The organism is Falsigemmobacter intermedius, from assembly GCF_004054105.1.
In the GTDB taxonomy this organism is placed as follows: domain Bacteria; phylum Pseudomonadota; class Alphaproteobacteria; order Rhodobacterales; family Rhodobacteraceae; genus Wagnerdoeblera; species Wagnerdoeblera intermedia.
This window is the reverse complement of record NZ_SBLC01000006.1, coordinates 12,288-31,104: the sequence shown is the minus strand read 5'-3', so window position 1 is coordinate 31,104 and position 18,817 is coordinate 12,288. Positions and strand designations below refer to the sequence as shown.

Genomic DNA, 18,817 nt, shown 5'->3' with positions numbered 1-18,817 from the left:
GAGAGGACTTGAAACCGCACAGCGCCGTCTGGGGGTTTATCGTTCTGGCGGCACTGATGCTGGGTGTGCTGATCGGCGGCGTGTGGGAGGTGCCGCATAACGAGCGGCAACCCCATGGGGCGTTTGAATATTGGTTGAACAGGTATCAGACGCTAATTGCCGGGACTGTCGCTGGTGGCGGACTGATGATCGCTTACATGCAACTGCGCCAAGGCGAGGGCCAGCACCGTCGGAACCACTATCTGAGCTTTCGCAGAGAACTCGAGACGCTGCACGTTATTCTAAAGGAAATCCCTAAGTACACCAAACTCCGCAGTCATAGATATCATGAAGCCCTCCGGCCTCCGCCGTTGAACGCAGGCTTTGTCGGTTGTGTTGTAGCGCAATGCGTACCAGCAGTCAGCCAGCCAGTTTCCGAAATCGATGCAATTCTCAGGACCGCACATAGCCGTATTTCGCAGACGGACCAAAAGATGATGCTGGGTCCGCGCCGTGGCCTGGAGTGGAACGAGGCAATCGATATCGAATTTCTGGCGGCAAAAGCTTTGAACGCAGCCACACTCCGCATCGCGGAAATCGAAGCCCTGAACCCCGACCGCGCTCTCACAACCTGAACTTGCTTCGGCGGGTTCCTGCCTGAATCGGCAGCATCCTGCCCTCTGCCGGTCTCTGTGACCCTAAAGCGGTTGCACCAGGACGGAGGGCGCGGGTAAATCTTCGCCGGGGAGAGGTCATGCCGCAGGCGGCAGGCCGGGACGGAACCGGGCGCGGCACCAGCGCCTGTCAGACGGAGACTGCCGGCCAATGCCGCAACGCCTTTTGCAACGGGTGAACCATGCCCTCGAGCAGCGGTTCCCTGAACAACGGCTTTTCCTGAAGTCGGACCGCGACACGCGGTTCATTCGGTTTCGCCCGCTGACCCAGGCCGCCATCCTGGCGGTCTCGGTGGCTGCCGTGGGCTGGATGATCACCGCCACCTCCATCGTAATGATTGACCACCTGAGCGCCGGAAATGCCCGCGAGCAGGTTGAACGCTCGGTCGCAGATCTGGAGCGTCGTCTCGACAGCCTGTCGCGGGAACGCGATGAGCGCGCGCTTGAAGCGATCCGGGCGCAGGAACGATTCAACCAGGCGCTCTCCAAAGTCTCTGAGATGCAAAGCCTGCTGCTGGCCAGCGAGGACCGCCGCAAAGAGGTCGAGACCGGTCTTGATGTCGTGCAGCACACTCTGCGCCGCACCCTGCGCGAGCGCGATGAGGCGCGGGCGGAAGTGGCCGCGCTGCAGACCGATCTGGTGGCCCAGGGCGGCGACGGCATTTCGCCCGAAGACCGCGCCCGCGAAAGCGAGGCCACGCTTGATATGCTGGCCTCGACCCTTTCGTCGACCGCCCTGCAGCGCGATCTGATGGTCACCACGGCCGAAGAAGCGCGCGCCGATGTGCGCACTGTTGCCGAGGAAAAGAAAAAGCTCGAGCAGCGCAACGATCAGATTTTCCGCCGCCTCGAAGAGGCCGTCACCGTCTCGATGGAGCCTCTGAACCGGATGTTCCGCAACGCGGGGTTGAAACCGGATGATGTGCTGCGCTCGATCCGCTCCGGCTATTCGGGACAGGGCGGCCCTTTAGGGGCACTCCGGATCTCGACGCGCGGCCATGAGATCTCGGAGGATGAAGACCGGGCCAATGCCATCCTCGAAGGCCTGGACCGCATGGCGCTTTATAAAATCGCCGCCTCCAAACTGCCCTTCGCCATGCCGGTGCGCGGCAATTTCCGCTTCACCTCGCCTTTCGGCTATCGCCGGGATCCCAAAGGTGCGGGACGCCGGATGCACTCGGGCACCGATTTCGCCGGGCCGCGCGGCACGCCGATCAGTGCCGCAGGTGACGGCACGGTTATCAAGGCCGGCTGGCAGGGCGGCTATGGAAATACGGTGGTGATCCGCCACGCCTTTGGCGTCGAAACTCTCTATGCGCATCTGTCCCAAATCCGGGTCAAAACCGGACAAACAGTCTCGCGCGGGGACAGAATCGGTGATATGGGCAGTACTGGGCGGTCTACCGGCAACCATTTGCATTACGAAGTGCATGTGAACGGACGACCCACAAATCCGATGACTTACATCAAGGCAGCGAGTGATGTTTTCTAAATCCAGGATTAATGAGCCCGGCCCCAAGTCGACCGAGCCTGAGAAGAAATCGACCGATATGGCTGCCAGCGGCGCTCCCCAGACGACCTATCCCGGCGGCGCTCCGCGCTCCAAGCCGGCAGCATCGATCCTGTCCGCCGATCTGACGGTGGTGGGCAATCTGAAAACCACCGGCGACATTCAGGTCGAGGGCGTGGTTGAGGGCGATATCCGCGCCCATCTGCTGACCGTGGGCGAAAGCGCCACGATCCGCGGCGAGATCGTGGCAGATGACATCGTCATCAACGGCCGCGTTATTGGCCGCGTGCGCGGTCTGAAAGTGCGCCTGACCTCGACCGCGCGTGTTGAGGGGGACATCGTCCACAAAACCATCGCCATCGAAAGCGGCGCGCATTTTGAGGGTTCGGTCCAGCGTCAGGACGATCCGCTTCAAACCGGTGCCAGCGGTTCGGGCTTCGTGCCCGGCTGATCCGGCAGCTTTGCGTTTCAAAGGCCCCCTGCCCATGGCACGGGGGCTTTTCTTTGCCTGCCGCCGGAACACCGCGATCAGGTCACGGTGCAAAAAACCCCGCCGTTCCCGGCGGGGCTTTTGCTCTCAACGCGCCTGAGAGGCCCGGTCAGATCAATCTTCGCCCTGCGCCTCTGCGCGGGTCTTGCCGACCACGTCCTGAGCCAGCGTGGCCGCCATGAACTGATCGAGATCGCCGTCCAGCACCCCTTGGGTGTCCGAGGTTTCCACCCCGGTGCGCAGATCTTTCACCATCTGATAGGGCTGCAGAACATAGGAGCGGATCTGGTTGCCCCAGCCGGCATCGCCCTTAGAGGCGTGCTGGGCGTTGACGGCGGCGTTCCGGCGATCGAGCTCCATCTGGTAAAGACGGGCCTTCAGCGCGTTCATCGCCGCTTCACGGTTCTGGTGCTGCGACTTCATCGAAGAGGTTACGACGATATTGGTCGGCAAGTGGGTAATCCGCACTGCCGAGTCGGTGGTGTTCACGTGCTGACCACCCGCGCCCGAGGAGCGGTAGGTGTCGATACGGATCTCATTGTCGGGGATCACGATCTCGATGTTGTCGTCGACGACCGGGTAAACCCAGACCGAGGAGAAGGAGGTGTGACGACGCGCTGCCGAATCGAACGGCGAGATGCGGACCAGACGGTGCACGCCCGATTCCGACTTCAGCCAGCCATAGGCATTGTGACCCGAAATCTTATAAGCGACCGAACGGATGCCCGCTTCATCGCCCGCAGTTTCCGACTGAAGCTCGACCGTATATCCCTTTTTCTCCGCCCAGCGGACATACATCCGGGCAAGGATCGAGGCCCAGTCACAGCTCTCCGTCCCACCTGCCCCGGCGTTGATCTCGAGGAAGGTGTCGTTGCTGTCGGCTTCGCCGTCGAGAAGCGCTTCAAGCTCTTTCTCAGCAGCATCCGCGACGAGGTCTTTCAGCGCGGCTTCCGCCTCACGGATGATCTCTTCATCATCTTCCATCTCGCCAAGCTCGATCAGCTCGACATTGTCTTTCAGCCCGGCCTCGATGCGCTTGTAGGTGGCCACGGCATCGATCAGCGCCTGACGCTCGCGCATCAGTTTCTGGGCCTTGGCGGGATCGTTCCACAGATCCGGAGCTTCGATCAGAGCGTCGAATTCCTCCAGACGATGCGGAGCAGTTTCCCAGTCCATCCGCTGCGCAAGAAGCTTCAGCGATTTCTCGATGGCAGAGACATGGTTCTGAGTTTCGGCGCGCACAGGGGTTCTTCCACAACGAAAAGGTCAGGCCCCGAAATACACCATCGGAGCCTGAGAGCAAGCGTTTCAGATGCCGCAAGCCAGGCCTCTGCCCGGGCTGCGGCACCAGGTTTAATAAAGGCCGCCCGAGGAAACGGTTCCGAAATCAGCCTTTTTCGGGATCGCCCTCGTCTCACCGGTGGCGGTCGTCATGGTGGTCGTGTCGCTGCCATCGCTTTCACCATAGGCGAAAAGCGGCAGGTTCGAGCCCATGGCGAAACCGCCGTCGACGAAAGAGCCAAAGCCGTAAAGGTCTTCCTGACCTTCGCGGAAGTATTCCGAGATCACATTCTCGCCGCTGGCGCTGTCATCAAGGCGCATGCCGGTGTGGCGGTCGATTTTGACCCAATAGCCCCCCGGCGGTACTTTGAATTTGCCGCTGCCGTATTTCTTCACCGCTTCGCGCATGAAGGCCTGGAAAACCGGACCACACATGCCGCCGCCCGAGGCCGAGCCAAGGCTGCGCGGGGTGTCATAGCCGATGTAGCAGCCCGCCGCGATATTTGAGGTATAGCCGACGAACCAGACGTCTTTCGCGTCATTGGTCGTACCGGTTTTACCCGCCACGGGCGCGCCGACGGAAATGCCCCGCCCGGTGCCGCGCAGCACCACGCCCTCCATCATCGAGGTCAGCTGATAGGCGGTGATCGGGTCCATGACCCGCTCACGCCGGGTGTCAATCTTCGGCACCTCACCGCGCCCGAGCGTCGCCACCGAGCAGTTCTCGCATTTGCGCTGATCGTGGCGATAGATCGTGCGGCCCCAGCGGTCCTGCACGCGGTCCACAAGCGTCGGCTCCACCCGCTCGCCACCATTGGCGAACATGGCATAGGCGGCGACCATCTTGGCCAGCGTGGTCTCTTCCGAGCCGAGCGAGTTCGACAGGAAGTGACCCATGTTCTTATAAACGCCAAAGCGTTCGGCATATTCGGCCACGACATCCATGCCGATTTCCTGCGCGATCCGCACAGTCATCAGGTTGCGCGACTGCTCAATCCCGGTCCGCACCGGGGTCGGGCCATAGAAGCGGTTGGAGGCGTTCTTCGGCTTCCAGATCCCCTGGGGCGTATTCACCTCAATCGGCGCGTCAACGACGATGGTCGCGGGGCTGAAGCCATTGTCGAGGGCGGCGGCGTAAACGAAGGGCTTGAAGCTCGAGCCCGGCTGACGCTGGGCCTGGGTGGCGCGGTTAAAGACGGTATCCTGGTAGGAGAAGCCGCCCTGCATGGAAATCACGCGGCCGTTGTTGACGTCCATGGCCATGAAAGCGCCCTGGATCTCGGGCACCTGACGCAGCGACCAGCGCTGGAAGGCCCCGTCTTTGGTGACCGCGCGCACCAGAACCACATCCCCGACCTCAAGCAGATCGGCAGGCACTTTGGCCTTCGGTCCCAGACGGCCGTTCTCAAGGCGCTTGCGCGCCCAGGTGACATCGGCGGCCGGGATCTCATGATCCGCGCCCTCCTGCCCCTCAATGCCGATCCGGGCGGTGTTGCGGGTCAGTTCCAGCACGACGGCGGGGAACCAGCCTTCGACATCACGCGGCAGTTCCAGCCGCGCGAGCGCATCGCGCCAGCCGGCTTCTGAGGCAAGTGCCGCAGGCTCAAGCGACTTGCGGGTGCCGCGCCAGATGCCCAGACCCCGGTCATATTTCTCAAGCCCGTCGCGCAGAGCTTTCGCCGCGATCTGCTGCAACTCCGGATCGACGGTGGCACGGATAGTCAGACCACCCCCGAAAAACTCTTTCTCGCCAAAGCTCGACGACAGCTGACGGCGGATTTCATCGGTGAAGTAATCACGCGGCGGCAGCGCCTGACGGAAAGAGACATAATCCCCGCCCTGAACGGTCCGCAGCGGGGCCAGAACGGCCTGATCGTGCTGAACGCGCGTGATATAGCCGTCTTCCATCATCCGGCGCAGCACATAGGCGCGCCGCTCCAGCAGCTTTTCACGGCCACGGACGGGGTGGAAGTTCGACGGCTGCGTCGGCAGCGAGGCCAGAACCGCGGCCTCTTCAATCGCAAGGGCGTGAAGCGGCTTATTGAAATAGGTCTGCGCGGCAGCCGCCACGCCATAAGAGTTCTGTCCGAGGAAGATCTCATTGAGATAAAGTTCAAGGATCTTGTCTTTCGACAGCGTCTCTTCAATGCGGGTTGCAAGGATCAGTTCTTTGATCTTGCGCTCGCCGGTCTTCTCGCCGCCGAGAAGGAAGTTCTTCATCACCTGCTGGGTGATGGTCGATGCACCGCGCACCCGCTGACCACGGCTGACCACCGCTTCCACGAAAGCGGCTGCCATGCCTTTGGCATCATAGCCTTTGTGGGTGTAGAAGTTCTGATCTTCTGCCGCGATAAAGGCCTGTTTCACGATGGCCGGCACATCCTCAATGGGGACGTAAAGGCGGCGCTCATGCGCAAATTCATCAATGATCTGCCCCTCAGTCGAATAGATCCGGCTGATGGTGGCAGGGGTATATTGCGCCAGCGATTCATGGCTGGGCAGATCGCGGGAATAAAACCAAAGGACACCCCCCACGGCGAGCACACCGATCAGAGCGCCCAGCGTCAGGAATGTGAAAATCGCCCCGAAGAACGAGGTAATGAATCTGATCACGCCGCCGAGTCCTTTGTGGTCCGAGTCTCCCCTTTACACGCCCCTCCGCCCCTGGTCAAAGCAAGCCCGCATCAATCCGCAGTGACAGGCGGCGCTCAGCCTTTCCGGGCTAAAACAGGCTCAGCTGATCGCCGGGTCGTGAGGGCAGGCGAAACCCCTCAAGGCTCAGCGGGATCGGGCTCCGGTCATAGCCCAGCCGGGTTAAGGCAACATTGATCCGCGCCTTCAGCAGATCCGCCCAAAGCCCCTGCCCGCGCATCCTGCGGCCGAAGTCGGGGTCGTAATCACGCCCGCCGTGCATCTCCCGCACCCGGTTCATCACATGCGCCGCACGGTCAGGGTAGTGATGGCTCAGCCAGGCCTGAAAGAGCCCCGAGACCTCTCGCGGCAGACGCAGCGGAATGCAGGTCGCGCGCCGCGCCCCGGCCTCATAGGCCGCCTCTAAGATCGCCTCCGCCTCATGATCGCTCAGCCCCGGCACCAGTGGCGAGATCATCACCCGCACCGGGATCCCGGCATCGGCCAGCCTGCGGATGGTCTGCAGCCGCCGCGCGGGAGAGGGGCAGCGCGGCTCCATCCGCCGCGCGAGATCGGGGTCGAGCGTGGTCAGCGAGACGCCCACCCCCGCCTGCACCCGCGCGGCCATGACCGAGAGCAGATCAATATCGCGCTCAACCAAGGTTCCTTTGGTCGTAACGGCCACGGGATGATGATGATCGCAGAGCACCTGCAAAATCTGCCGCATCAACCCGTAGCGTGCCTCGACAGGCTGATAGGGATCGGTATTCGTGCCCAAAGCGATGACGCCCGGCTGATAGGATTTCGCCCGCAGTTCCCGCGCCAGCACATCGGCAATGCCTGGCCGCGCGATCAGCCGGGTCTCAAAATCAAGCCCCGGGGAAAGCCCCAGAAAGGCATGGCTGGGCCGGGCAAAACAATAGACGCAGCCATGCTCGCACCCCCGATAGGGATTGACCGAGCGGTCAAAGGGCAGATCGGGCGAGCGGTTATAGGTAAGGGCTGAGCGAGGCACCTCCTCCCGCACCTCGGTGCGCAGCAGGCGCTCTTCCTCTGTCAGATCCCAGCCATCGTCAAAACGCTCGCGCGTTTCACGCTCAAAGCGCCCCGCGGCGTTGGACGCAGTTCCGCGCGCACGCAGTCGCAGATGAGATGGCAGGGTCGGATCCGGTTCAGACATGGAACATGTCTGGAACATTTCACGAACGTGATCAAGTCACAGCCCCGTCAGGGCGTCAGGATCAGCCTGTCGCGGGCAATCTCAACCTTTGAGAAGCGGTTAAGGAAATCCATGCCCAGAAGCGACACCCCCAAAGGCCCGTCCCCGACCGAGGCCTGAAGATCCCCCATCGGCTGCCCCTCAAGGGTGACGTTGCGCAGGGTCACCTGAGCGGTGCGGATAGTGCCATTGGCGGTGCGCGCCTGACCCAGATAAGCCAGTTTCGTGCGGTCAATGTTCAGCCGATCGGTGTCACGATCTGAGAGCACGATGCTGCTGGCGCCGGTATCCACCATAAAGCGCAAAGGCACGCCATCCACCGCGAGGGCCAGATAATAATGCCCGTCCCCGCTGCGCTTCAGCTCCAGCCGGGGCAGACCTGCATCGCTGACCAGGGTCTGCTGGCTGCCGAACCCCATGTCTTTGTAAAGGCCGTAACCGGCGGCCATCGCGCCGAAGATCATCAGCCAGGCCAGCGCCTGGCGGGTGAACTGACCAAAACGGCCGCGCGATTCAACCAGCGCCCATCCGCCCAGGGCGCCAAGCAGAAGCACCAGATAAATCAAGCGTCCCAGATCGTCTTCAAACATCGGCCTTCCCTCAGCACAAGGGCCGGCCCTTTCCGGGCCGGCCCTCAGCCGTTACGCGTCCATAGCACCTGCGTCAGGCGGGCTTGAGCCCTCCGGAGCCGCCGTCTCTGCCGTGGCCTCCGCGCCGATCACGTCCTCTTCCGCCGCCTCTGCAATCCGCGCGACCGAAACGATCTCTTCTTCCGAGCCGGACAGGTTCAGAACCCGGACCCCACCGCCCGAACGGGCCATGAAACGGATGCCTTCAACCGGAATACGGATCGACTGCCCCGACGAAGTCACCAGCATGACCTGATCCGAGCGCTCCACCGGGAAGACGGCAACCAGCGGGCCGCCACGCATCGCCGCATCGGTGGCGCGCACGCCCATACCGCCGCGACCGCGCACCGGATAATCATAGCTCGACGTCAGCTTGCCCAGACCCTTCGAGGTCACGGTCAGCAGCAGATCTTCCAGCGCCGACATCTCGGCATAGCGCTCGGTGCTGAGCGAACCGGCTTCAACGCCATCTTCGTCATCCGCGACCTCAGCCTGATCTTCCTCAACCTGGCCCTCCATCGCGCGTTTCATGCGGATATAGGCAACGCGCTCTTCCGGCGTGGCTTCGGTATGGCGGATCACGGCCATCGAGACGACCTCATCGCCTTCGGCCAGTTTCACACCGCGCACCCCGGTCGAATCGCGGCCCTTAAAGACGCGCACATCGGTGGTCGGGAAGCGGATCGCGCGGCCCATACGGGTCACCAGCAGAACGTCATCGTTCTCATCGGCGATGCGGGCGTTCACGAGGGTCACGCCCTCGGGCAGCTTCATCGCGATTTTGCCGTTGCGCATGATATTGGTGAAATCCGACAGCGCGTTGCGGCGCACATCGCCTTCCGAGGTCGCGAAGACGACCTGAAGGTTATCCCACTCCAACTCAGGCGCATCGACCGGCATCAGCGCTGCGACCGAGACACCCGGCTCGATCGGCAGGATGTTGACGATGGCTTTGCCCTTGGCGGTGCGGCCCGCCAGCGGCAGACGCCAGGTCTTCAGCTGATAGACCATGCCGGTGGTGGTGAAGAAGAGAAGCGCCGTGTGGGTATTGGCCACAAAGAGCGTGGTCACCACATCGTCTTCCTTCGTCGCCATCGACGACAGACCCTTGCCGCCGCGACGCTGGGCGCGGAATTCGGCCAGCGGCGTGCGCTTGATATAGCCGCCCGAGGTGATGGTCACGACCATATCCTCGCGCTCGATCAGATCCTCGTCTTCCATGTCGCCGCCCCATTCGGCGATCTCGGTGCGACGCGGCACGGCGAAAAGCTCTTTCACTTCGCGCAGCTCATCCGAGATGATGCCGAGGATGCGCTCACGCGAACCAAGGATCGTCAGGAATTCTTTGATCTTTGCGGCCAGCTCTTCAAGCTCGCCGGTGACTTCCGACACACCCAGCTGCGTCAGACGCTGCAGGCGCAGATCGAGGATCGCGCGGGCCTGAGTTTCCGACAGGTTATAGGTGCCGTCGTCATTCATCTTATGCGACGGATCATCGACAAGGCGGATATAGACCTCAATCTCAGCCGCCGGCCAGCGCCGGGTCATCAGCTTTTCACGCGCCTCTGCCGCATCAGACGAGGCACGGATGGTCCGCACCACCTCATCGACGTTGGAGACGGCGACAGCCAGACCGCAAAGAATATGGCTGCGGTCACGGGCTTTGTTCAGCTCAAAGGCGGTGCGGCGCACCACGACTTCTTCGCGGAAATGCAGGAAATGCGTCAGGAAATCGCGCAGCGCGAGCGTTTCCGGGCGGCCGCCGTTCAGCGCCAGCATATTCGCGCCGAAGCTCACCTGCATCGGCGTAAAACGGAAGAGCTGGTTCAGAACCACATCCGGCGTTGCGTCGCGCTTGAGTTCAATCACTACACGCACGCCGATCCGGTCGGATTCGTCGGCCACACCGGAGATGCCCTCGAGGCGCTTGTCGCGCACCAGTTCGGCGATCTTCTCAATCATGGTGGCTTTGTTCACCTGATAGGGAATTTCGTCGACCACGATGGCGTAGCGGTCTTTGCGGATCTCTTCGATATGGGTCCTGGCGCGGATGATGATCGAGCCGCGGCCTTCCAGATAGGCTTTGCGCGCCCCGGCCCGGCCAAGGATCAGACCACCCGTCGGGAAGTCCGGTGCCGGGATGATCTCCATCAGACGCTCAGTCGAGAGGTCGGGGTTTTCGATCAGCGCCAGCGTGCCGTCGATCACTTCGCCCAGGTTATGCGGCGGGATACGGGTCGCCATACCGACCGCGATCCCCTCTGCCCCGTTGACGAGCATGTTCGGGTAGCGGGCGGGCAGAACCACCGGCTCCTGGTCTTTGCCGTCGTAGTTGTCCTGGAAATCGACGGTATCTTTGTCGATATCAGCCAGCAGGAAGTTTGCGGTCTTGGCCATCCGCACTTCCGTGTAACGGAAGGCTGCGGCCGGATCGCCGTCCATCGAGCCGAAGTTGCCCTGACCGTCGAGCAGAACGAGGCTCATCGAGAAGGGCTGCGCCATCCGCACCAGCGCGTCATAGATCGCCGAGTCGCCATGCGGGTGATATTTCCCCATGGTATCGGCCACCGGGCGCGAGGACTTCCGATAGGGTTTATCGAAAGTATTGCCCACCTCATTCATCGCATAAAGGATGCGGCGGTGGACCGGCTTCAGCCCGTCGCGCAGATCCGGGATCGCGCGCGAGACGATGACCGACATCGCATAGTCGAGATAGGCCGTTTTCATCTCTGCCGAGATATCGACCTGAGGACCGGAATGGACCGGACGTTCAGGCAGTTCGGCGGAGGTATCGGTGTCTTCCGGAAGGTCGCTCACGTTTGCTCGATCTCTGGATTTGGGGTGCGGGCACCCTGGATATCATTGCCCCGGACTATAGCCACCTGCTGCCGCAGGAGCAAGCGAAGCGTCGCCCTGTAGGGGTCCACAGGACACAAAAGGCGGCCCCTCAGCGGGCCGCCTTTGCGATTTAATGCAAATGACCCCTCGGGATCACGGAATAATGCGGGTGTATTTGATCCCGGCGAGGGTTGCACCGGCGATCAGACCGGACTGCCCGAAGACCAGGGCCACGACCGGCGCGTTTTCAGTGCTTTCCTTGCCGATCGATCCGCCCTGATCGGGCAGCGCGTAACGGGCATCCGCACCCACCGCCCAGCCGTGGTTCTGGCGGAATTCTCCAAGCGCCTGCTCGGTCATAAAGAAAAGCGCATGGGCGTATTGCTGTGCGCCGATCTGAAAACCGACGGTGGCGCGGGTAGCTGAGTAGTAATCAACGGTAATATCGTTGATGCGCAAAGCGCCCTGCCCGAAGCCTGCGCCAAAGCCGAAACCGGCCTCGGTGATCAGCGGCATATAAAGGATGCCCACGGCTTTCATCGCCAGATCGCGGGTGCCGGGATAGCGGTTGTAAAGGTAGTCGCGGGTCGCATCGACCCGTGCATCAATCGTAGCGCCCCCGGTCGAGCCGATGCCATTGGCACAGGCTGCGAGACCAAAACTCGCCCCGAGCCCCATAAGAAGCCCGCGCCGCTGCAGAAGGGTGGTGGCTGTCATCTGTCTGCTCCGCCTTTGTGCGGGGTTGTTCCCGCTTATTGCCTGACACACTAGGCAGAAATTTCCGTTCTGTCACCCCGCAGGGCGACAGAACGGCGAAGTGGCGCTGATCAGCCCTTCAGATATTTTGCAACATCTACCGCGAAATAGGTGAGAATCCCGTCGCAGCCCGCGCGCTTGAAGCACAAAAGGCTCTCGAGCATGGATTTCTCCCCATCGATCCAGCCATTCTGCGCAGCGCCCTTCAGCATCGCATATTCACCCGAGACCTGGTAGGCGAAGGTCGGCACCTGCAGCTCGCGCTTCACGCGGGTGCAGATATCGAGATAGGGCATGCCCGGTTTCACCATGACCATATCCGCGCCCTCAGCCAGGTCGCGGGCAACGAGGCGCAGCGCCTCATCGGAATTGCCGGGGTTCATCTGATAGGTCTTTTTATCGCCGACCAGACGGCCCGAAGCGCCAACCGCATCGCGGAAAGGGCCATAGAAGCAGGAGGCATATTTCGCCGAATAGGACATGATGGTCACATCCTGATGGCCATTCTCCTCCAGCGCCGCGCGCATGGCACCAATGCGACCGTCCATCATATCCGACGGCCCCAGAATATCGGCCCCCGCTTCGGCCTGAGCCAGCGCCATTTTGACCAGCGCCTCAACGGTTTCATCATTGACGATGACGCCGTCGACCACAAAGCCGTCATGGCCATTGGCATTATAGGGATCGAGCGCAATATCCGTCATCACCGCCAGCGAGGGCAGCTCCTTTTTCAGCATGCGGATCGCGCGGTTGGTCAGGTTCTCGGGGCTCCAGGCCTCGGCACAATCCTCAGTGCGCAGCGACTGGTCGGTATAGGGGAAAAGACAGATCACCTGAACGCCGGCCTCATGGGCCTCGGTGGCGCGCACCAGCAAACGGTCCAACGTCAGACGCGAGACACCAGGCATCGAAGCGATGGGCTCTTCGGTGTTGTGGCCTTCACGGATGAACACCGGCCAGATCAGATCCGCCGCAGACAGACGGTGCTCCTGCACCAGATCGCGAAGTGCCGGCGTGCGGCGCAGGCGGCGAAAGCGGGTGGCAGGGTAATCTGCGAAGGTCATAGCGGGCTTCCCATCAACAAAGATGCCCTGTCCTGCCATGATCTGCCCCCCCGCTCAAGCCTGAAGACCCGCACGGCGCAGCCTGCCCGAACTCTCTGGGCAAACCGCCCCTGCAGCGCTAGACAGATGCAGAGCCTTTCAGACGGAGCCTGACCCCGGGTGGACATCCTGCGCCTGCTGCCACAGATCATCGACTTCTACAGCTTCTCCAACCTCTGGTTCTGGATAGCCCTGGCGGTCATGTGGTCGCGGGCCAGCCATTTCGTGCTGGGTGTGCCCTGGGATCTGGTGGCACGGGCGCGCAGAAGCCAGGACCCGCAGGTCATCCGCGATGTCTGCACCCTGGCCGCCATCCATGCCCGCCGCATCGGCCATATCACCCGGACCGGTGGCACGCTTCTGACCGGCGCCGTCTTCTGCGCCCTGAGCCTGCTGGTGGTGCTGGGCTTTCATTACGGGCTGCATCTCGCGCAGGCTCTGGCGCTTTTGCTGGTGCCCGCCATGCTGATTGCGGCCCTTTCCCGCCGCGCCTGCCTGCGCATCGAACAGCAGCCCGGCCCTGAAGAGACCTTCGCCCTGATCGCGCGGCACCGCTTCTTCGTGCAGCTGATCGGGATGATTGCGATCTTTGTGACTTCCATGTGGGGGATGTATCAAAATCTCTCCGCCTCGTTTTTGGGAAACTGACCCATGCCTCTTTTGCTGACGGGCGGTGCGCCCGAGGGTTTTGACGCCACCCGCGTTCTTCTTGAAGCTGACCGTGCCAATGGACCGGTGCTGCATATTGCGCGCGACGACAAACGCGCGGCTGCGATGATTGAGGCGCTTTCGGTGCTCGATCCCGCCCGGGTAGTGCTTCATTTCCCGGCCTGGGACTGCCTGCCCTATGACCGGATCTCGCCCAACCCCGAGCTTTCGGCCATGCGGATGTCGGTGCTCGCGGCGCTGAGCCATGGCCTGCCGGTGCCACCCATCGTGGTCACCACCCTTTCGGCCGCCATGCAACGCGTGCCCACCCGCGAGACCGTGCTGCGCGCAAGCTTTATCGCCCAGGTCGGTGACCGCGTGGACGAGGCGGCCCTGCGGGCCTTCCTTGTGCGTGCGGGCTTTTCGCATTCCCCCACGGTGACGGAGCCCGGCGACTGCGCCATCCGCGGTGGCATCGTGGATATCTGGCCCCCCGGCCATGAGGGCCCGGTGCGGCTTGATTTCTTCGGCGATCAGCTCGACAGCATCCGCCGCTTTGACGCCGAGACCCAACGCTCGGGCGAGCGGCTGACCTCCGTGGATCTCTCGCCGGTCTCTGAGATCATCCTGGATGAGGCGGCCATCGCGCGGTTCCGCCAGAATTACCGGGTGGAGTTCGGCACCGGGGGTCAGGACGACCCGCTCTATGAGGCGGTGAGTGCGGGGCGCAAGTACGCCGGCATGGAGCATTGGATGGGCTTTTTCCATGAAAGCCTCGCCACGCTCTTTGATTTCCTGCCGGGTGCCACCGTCACCATGGACGACCAGCTTGACGCCGTGCGCGACGCCCGCTGGCATCAGATCTCTGAGCAATATGACGCCCGCCGCGAAGCGCTGAGCAATAAGGCACGGCTCGACAGCCCCTATAAGCCCGCGCCTCCCGGACTTCTCTATCTCGACGAAGAGGCCTGGCTCGCAGCCATTGCGGACCGCCGCGTGGTGCGCTTCCACGGCGCGCCGCAGCCGCCCGGGCCCGGTGTGATCGATGCCGGTGCCCGCAGAGGCAAAAACTTCGCCATTGAGCGTCAGACCGAGGGGCTGAACCTCTTTGGGGCCCTCGCCGATCATATCCGGGCGCGTCGCCAGCACGGCCATGTGGTGCTGACCCATCACTCAGAGGGTTCGCGGGAGCGGATGGCCGGGCTTCTGGCCGATCAGGGGCTGACCGGCGCGGAAGCGGTGGCCGATCTGCGCGCGCTGCCCGAGTATAAAAAGGGCAAGGGCCAGCTTTTCCTGGTGATCTGGGGCCTGGAAGAGGGCTTTGAGGCCCCGGGCCTGACAGTCATTTCCGAGCAGGACATCTTAGGCGACCGGATGATCGGCCGCCCGCGCCGCAAGAAGAAGGCCGAAAACTTCCTGCAAAGCACCACATCGCTCACCCCGGGCGATCTGGTGGTGCATATTGAGCATGGCATCGGGCGCTTTAAGGGGCTTGAGACCATCAATGCCCTCGGCGCGCCGCATGACTGTCTGGCGCTGGAATACGCAGGTGGTGACCGACTTTATCTGCCGGTCGAAAACATCGAGCTGCTCTCACGCTATGGCCATGAGGAGGGGCTTCTCGACAAGCTCGGCGGCGGTGCCTGGCAGGCCCGCAAGGCGAAACTGAAAGAGCGGATCCGCGAAATCGCCGACCGCCTGATGCGGGTCGCGGCAGAGCGCACCCTGCGCGCCGCCCCGATCCTCACCCCGCCGGAGGGGCTTTGGGATGCCTTCTGCGCAAGGTTCCCCTATGTGGAGACCGACGATCAGCTCGCCTCCATCGCCGCCGTTCTGGAAGATCTCGGCCAGGGCAGCCCGATGGACCGCCTGGTCGTAGGCGACGTGGGCTTTGGTAAAACCGAAGTGGCGATGCGCGCCGCCTTTGTCGCGGCGATGTCCGGGATGCAGGTCGCCGTGGTCGCCCCGACCACCCTGCTCGCGCGGCAGCACTTCCGCAGTTTTGAGGCCCGTTTCAAAGGTTTCCCGCTGAATGTTAAACCACTCTCGCGCTTCGTGACGGCCAAAGAGGCCGCGAAAACCCGTGAAGGTCTGGCCGATGGCTCGGTGGATATCGTCGTCGGCACCCATGCGGTCCTGGCCCAGGCGGTGAAGTTCAAAAACCTTGGCCTGCTCATCATCGACGAAGAGCAGCACTTCGGCGTGACACATAAAGAGCGGCTGAAGGAACTGCGCTCTGACATCCACGTGCTGACGCTGACCGCAACGCCGATCCCGCGCACGCTGCAACTTTCGCTATCGGGCGTGCGCGATCTCTCGGTCATCGCGACGCCCCCGGTCGATCGCCTGGCGATCCGCACCTATGTCTCGGAATTTGACGGCGTCACGATCCGCGAAGCGCTTTTGCGCGAGAAATACCGCGGCGGGCAAAGCTTCTTCGTGGTGCCGCGCATCTCGGATCTGCCGGATATGGAAGAGTTCCTGCGCGATCAGGTCCCGGAGGTGAGCTTCATCGTCGCCAATGGCCAACTTGCGGCGGGTGAGCTCGACCAGCGGATGAACGATTTTTACGACGGCAAGGCCGATGTGCTGCTGGCCACCACAATCGTGGAATCCGGCCTCGACATCCCCACCGCGAATACGATGATCATCCACCGCGCTGATATGTTCGGCCTGAGCCAGCTTTACCAGATCCGTGGCCGGGTGGGCCGTTCGAAAACCCGCGCTTATTGCTACCTGACCACCAAACCCCGCAGCCCGCTGACACCCCAGGCGGAACGGCGGCTGAAACTCCTGGCCAGTTTCGACAGTCTGGGTGCGGGCTTTAACCTCGCCTCCCATGACCTTGACCAGCGCGGTGCGGGCAACCTCCTGGGCGAGGAGCAGTCGGGTCACATTAAAGAAGTGGGCTTTGAGCTTTACCAGCACATGCTGGAAGAGACGATCGCCAAGATCCGCTCGGGCGAGATTGAGGGGCCGCAGTCGCTCGACAGCGACTGGGCACCGCAGATTAACCTTGGCGTGCCGGTGCTGATCCCCGAAGCCTATATCCCCGATCTCGACGTGCGTCTCGGGCTCTACCGCCGCCTGTCGGGGCTCTCGGGCAAGGTTGAGCTTGAAGGCTTTGCGGCTGAATTGATCGACCGCTTCGGCCCGGTGCCGAAAGAGGTGAACACGCTGCTGCTGGTCATGCGGATCAAAGCGATGTGCAAACGCGCCGGGATCGGACGGCTGGACGCCGGGCCCAAAGGGGCCACGGTGCAGTTCCACGCCGATAAATTCCCCAATCCGGGCGGTCTGGTCGAATATCTGCAGGCCGATCCGCATAATGTGAAGCTGAAAGACAACAAGCTGATCATCGCCCGCGACTGGCCCAATGACGCCGAGAAGATCAAAGGCAGCTTCGCCATTGCCCGCGATCTGGCGGAGAAGGCCAAGCCCTCCTCCGCCGCGCCGAAAGCGCCGCCAAAAGCCGTGCCGCCGCCGATCCACAAACCCGCGCCGCCCCCGAAAGCACCGGCCACCCCGCTGCGCCGCGTTCCGGTTGAGCGTCGGCCCCTGCCGCGCGGCAAGGGTCCGAAACGGTGGGAGTGAGCCCGGTTCCGGTCCTTCAGGACCGACTGGTCCACATGCCCTGGATGGATCCGGTCAGCGCGAAGCTGCCGGGCATCCGTCCGCTTGCGCCTGAGGACTGGATCTTTCAGGACGAAGCCTTCGCGGGACAGATGCGGCTGCGCGATGGGCTGATTGAGCGGCAGCGCTCCACTGTGCATGCACTGCTGCCAGAGGCCTTTGACGCGACGCAGGAACTGCTGTCAGAGACGCTCAGCCTTTTGATGAAGAACGGCTCATATCTATTTGAAAAAGATGCGGTAACCCGACCAGACAACTGCCGGATTCCGATTAAATTTGACGAACCTCTGATCACGCTTGGCAGGCTTGTCCAGGAGGATTTTGTCATCCATCTGCCCGAGGGGCGCGAGCATGTGATGAAAGCGGCGATCCTGTGCTTTCCCGCCAGCTGGACGCTGAGCGAAAAGATCGGCAGGCCGCTGAGCGGGATCCACCGCCCGGTGCCGGAGTATGACGAAAATCTCGCAGCGCGGGTGCAGCGTCTCTTTGATGCCATTCGGCCCGGCCAGCCGCTCTGGCGCTCGAATGCTCTGCTTTATGAAGGCCCGGCGCTGTTTCAGCCGCGCCGCGAGGGTGAGATGCGCCCCAAACCCGCCAGCAGGCCCTATCTGCGCTCAGAGCGGCAGGCCCTGCTGCGCCTGCCGAAGTCGCGCGCCGTGGTGTTTTCGATCCACACCACCGTGGTGCATGTCGATCAGGTCGCGCCCGAGGCCTTGAAGGCGTTTCGGGCGCTGCACCCTTAGTCTTTCAGGAAACGCCCGGATTCCTTCAGCGCATAGCTCTTCAGCGCAGCGCCATGAGCGTCGATAAAGGCGCGGGCGCGGGCCTCGTCGTGGCGCGAAAGATCCGCAATCCAACCCGAAACAGCTTTCTGAATGAACCAGTTGCGGTCCGAAATTAAAGTTCCGGCCCAAAGCAGCGCGCGGTCACGGATCGCCAGATCCGCTTCCTTCGGGTTGTTCATCTTCGCCCAAGGGCTCAGCATCAGCAGAACCGAGCGCCGCGCCCAGCGGTTCTCAGCGGTGACGAAGGGCTCCAGCGCCTCCACACGCGAAGGATCTGCCAGCAGCCGCTTCGCCCCGGCCACCGCCAGCTGATCGGAGAGCGCGGCCCCTTCAACACCGGGCAGCCAGGCAAGAATCAGCGCGAAAGCCTCTTCATCGGAGGGACGGATGCGCGCCTGCTCAAGCAGTTTTGCCGCCGCCATCATCGCGTCGTGAACACCGCTCTGCCAAAGGCCATCGGCCAGCGCCAGACGCTCTTCCAGGCTCAGGCTTTGCCGCCATTCGCGGGCCAGCCCGTCGATCACAGCCGGTGCGATGCCCAGATAGGGGCGGTCCACCTTGTGCCAGGCGGCAGCTTCGGCGGCTTTTTGCACATCACCAAGGGTTTTCAGATGCTCAAGCGCGTCTTCAGCCAGCATATC

14 protein-coding genes are annotated in these 18,817 nt (G+C 62.5%); 6 read left to right on the top strand and 8 right to left on the bottom strand.

Annotation, left to right across the window (positions count from 1 at the left end; all coding sequences use genetic code 11):
- The first annotated feature begins 8 nt into the window (after positions 1 to 8).
- From EP867_RS05535 to EP867_RS05525, 3 genes are all read left to right on the top strand, one after another.
- A complete protein-coding gene (locus EP867_RS05535) occupies positions 9 to 614 on the top strand; it encodes a hypothetical protein (RefSeq protein WP_128487212.1) in 606 nt (201 codons plus the stop codon).
- 190 nt (positions 615 to 804) lie between these two features.
- Positions 805 to 2,145: a M23 family metallopeptidase gene (locus EP867_RS05530; RefSeq protein WP_128487211.1), complete on the top strand. Its 1,341-nt coding sequence runs from the start codon at positions 805 to 807 to the stop codon at positions 2,143 to 2,145.
- Positions 2,135 to 2,614, top strand: a complete 480-nt coding sequence (locus EP867_RS05525; protein ID WP_128487210.1) for a bactofilin family protein — start codon at positions 2,135 to 2,137, stop codon at positions 2,612 to 2,614. Before EP867_RS05530 ends, EP867_RS05525 begins: the two co-directional genes overlap by 11 nt.
- A 153-nt stretch (positions 2,615 to 2,767) precedes the next feature.
- On the opposite strand, the gene prfB is transcribed toward EP867_RS05525, so the two are convergent.
- The 7 genes from prfB to hemB all read right to left on the bottom strand — a co-directional run bounded on the left by prfB (position 2,768) and on the right by hemB (position 13,071).
- A complete protein-coding gene (gene prfB, locus EP867_RS05520; protein WP_128487209.1) occupies positions 2,768 to 3,895 on the bottom strand; it encodes a peptide chain release factor 2 in 1,128 nt (375 codons plus the stop codon).
- Positions 3,896 to 4,006: 111 nt separating this feature from the next.
- Positions 4,007 to 6,547 carry a penicillin-binding protein 1A gene (locus EP867_RS05515; protein ID WP_128487208.1) on the bottom strand — a complete coding sequence of 847 codons (2,541 nt, stop codon included), beginning with the start codon at positions 6,545 to 6,547 and terminating at the stop codon, positions 4,007 to 4,009.
- Positions 6,548 to 6,656: 109 nt separating this feature from the next.
- Positions 6,657 to 7,745, bottom strand: coding sequence for a PA0069 family radical SAM protein (locus EP867_RS05510; RefSeq protein ID WP_128487207.1), 1,089 nt, complete (start codon positions 7,743 to 7,745; stop codon positions 6,657 to 6,659).
- 47 nt (positions 7,746 to 7,792) lie between these two features.
- Positions 7,793 to 8,374 (bottom strand): retropepsin-like aspartic protease family protein, encoded by a 582-nt coding sequence (locus EP867_RS05505; RefSeq protein ID WP_128487206.1) that lies wholly within the window; start codon positions 8,372 to 8,374, stop codon positions 7,793 to 7,795.
- A 51-nt stretch (positions 8,375 to 8,425) separates the two neighbouring features.
- A complete protein-coding gene (gene gyrA, locus EP867_RS05500; RefSeq protein WP_128487205.1) occupies positions 8,426 to 11,230 on the bottom strand; it encodes a DNA gyrase subunit A in 2,805 nt (934 codons plus the stop codon).
- Between the two features lie 174 nt (positions 11,231 to 11,404).
- Complete coding sequence (locus EP867_RS05495) at positions 11,405 to 11,929, bottom strand: lipid-binding SYLF domain-containing protein (RefSeq protein ID WP_241656836.1); 525 nt, start codon at positions 11,927 to 11,929, stop codon at positions 11,405 to 11,407.
- Positions 11,930 to 12,078: 149 nt separating this feature from the next.
- On the bottom strand, positions 12,079 to 13,071 hold the full coding sequence (gene hemB / locus EP867_RS05490) for a porphobilinogen synthase (RefSeq protein WP_128487203.1): 993 nt from the start codon (positions 13,069 to 13,071) through the stop codon (positions 12,079 to 12,081).
- Positions 13,072 to 13,230: 159 nt separating this feature from the next.
- Between hemB and EP867_RS05485 the strand changes: the two genes are divergently transcribed.
- Genes EP867_RS05485 through EP867_RS05475 form a run of 3 tightly spaced genes read left to right on the top strand, consistent with a single transcriptional unit; the run spans position 13,231 to position 18,134 of the window.
- Positions 13,231 to 13,758, top strand: coding sequence for a component of SufBCD complex (locus EP867_RS05485; RefSeq protein ID WP_128487202.1), 528 nt, complete (start codon positions 13,231 to 13,233; stop codon positions 13,756 to 13,758).
- 3 nt (positions 13,759 to 13,761) lie between these two features.
- Positions 13,762 to 17,352: a transcription-repair coupling factor gene (gene mfd / locus EP867_RS05480; RefSeq protein WP_128487201.1), complete on the top strand. Its 3,591-nt coding sequence runs from the start codon at positions 13,762 to 13,764 to the stop codon at positions 17,350 to 17,352.
- A complete protein-coding gene (locus tag EP867_RS05475) occupies positions 17,349 to 18,134 on the top strand; it encodes a heme-dependent oxidative N-demethylase family protein (protein WP_241656823.1) in 786 nt (261 codons plus the stop codon). Before mfd ends, EP867_RS05475 begins: the two co-directional genes overlap by 4 nt.
- Here EP867_RS05475 and EP867_RS05470 read toward each other — a convergent pair.
- On the bottom strand, positions 18,131 to 18,814 hold the full coding sequence (locus EP867_RS05470; RefSeq protein WP_128487200.1) for a DNA alkylation repair protein: 684 nt from the start codon (positions 18,812 to 18,814) through the stop codon (positions 18,131 to 18,133). The genes EP867_RS05475 and EP867_RS05470 overlap by 4 nt on opposite strands.
- Between the last annotated feature and the right edge of the window lie 3 nt (positions 18,815 to 18,817).

What these genes read in the sequence shown, in the direction of transcription:
- EP867_RS05505 (WP_128487206.1), bottom strand. Translation starts at nt 8,374, where the DNA reads ATGTTTGAAGACGATCTGGGACGCTTGATTTATCTGGTGCTTCTGCTT.
- hemB (WP_128487203.1), bottom strand. Translation starts at nt 13,071, where the DNA reads ATGACCTTCGCAGATTACCCTGCCACCCGCTTTCGCCGCCTGCGCCGC.
- EP867_RS05525 (WP_128487210.1), top strand. Translation starts at nt 2,135, where the DNA reads ATGTTTTCTAAATCCAGGATTAATGAGCCCGGCCCCAAGTCGACCGAG.
- EP867_RS05495 (WP_241656836.1), bottom strand. Translation starts at nt 11,929, where the DNA reads ATGGGGCTCGGGGCGAGTTTTGGTCTCGCAGCCTGTGCCAATGGCATC.
- EP867_RS05510 (WP_128487207.1), bottom strand. Translation starts at nt 7,745, where the DNA reads ATGTCTGAACCGGATCCGACCCTGCCATCTCATCTGCGACTGCGTGCG.
- EP867_RS05470 (WP_128487200.1), bottom strand. Translation starts at nt 18,814, where the DNA reads ATGCTGGCTGAAGACGCGCTTGAGCATCTGAAAACCCTTGGTGATGTG.
- mfd (WP_128487201.1), top strand. Translation starts at nt 13,762, where the DNA reads ATGCCTCTTTTGCTGACGGGCGGTGCGCCCGAGGGTTTTGACGCCACC.
- EP867_RS05530 (WP_128487211.1), top strand. Translation starts at nt 805, where the DNA reads ATGCCGCAACGCCTTTTGCAACGGGTGAACCATGCCCTCGAGCAGCGG.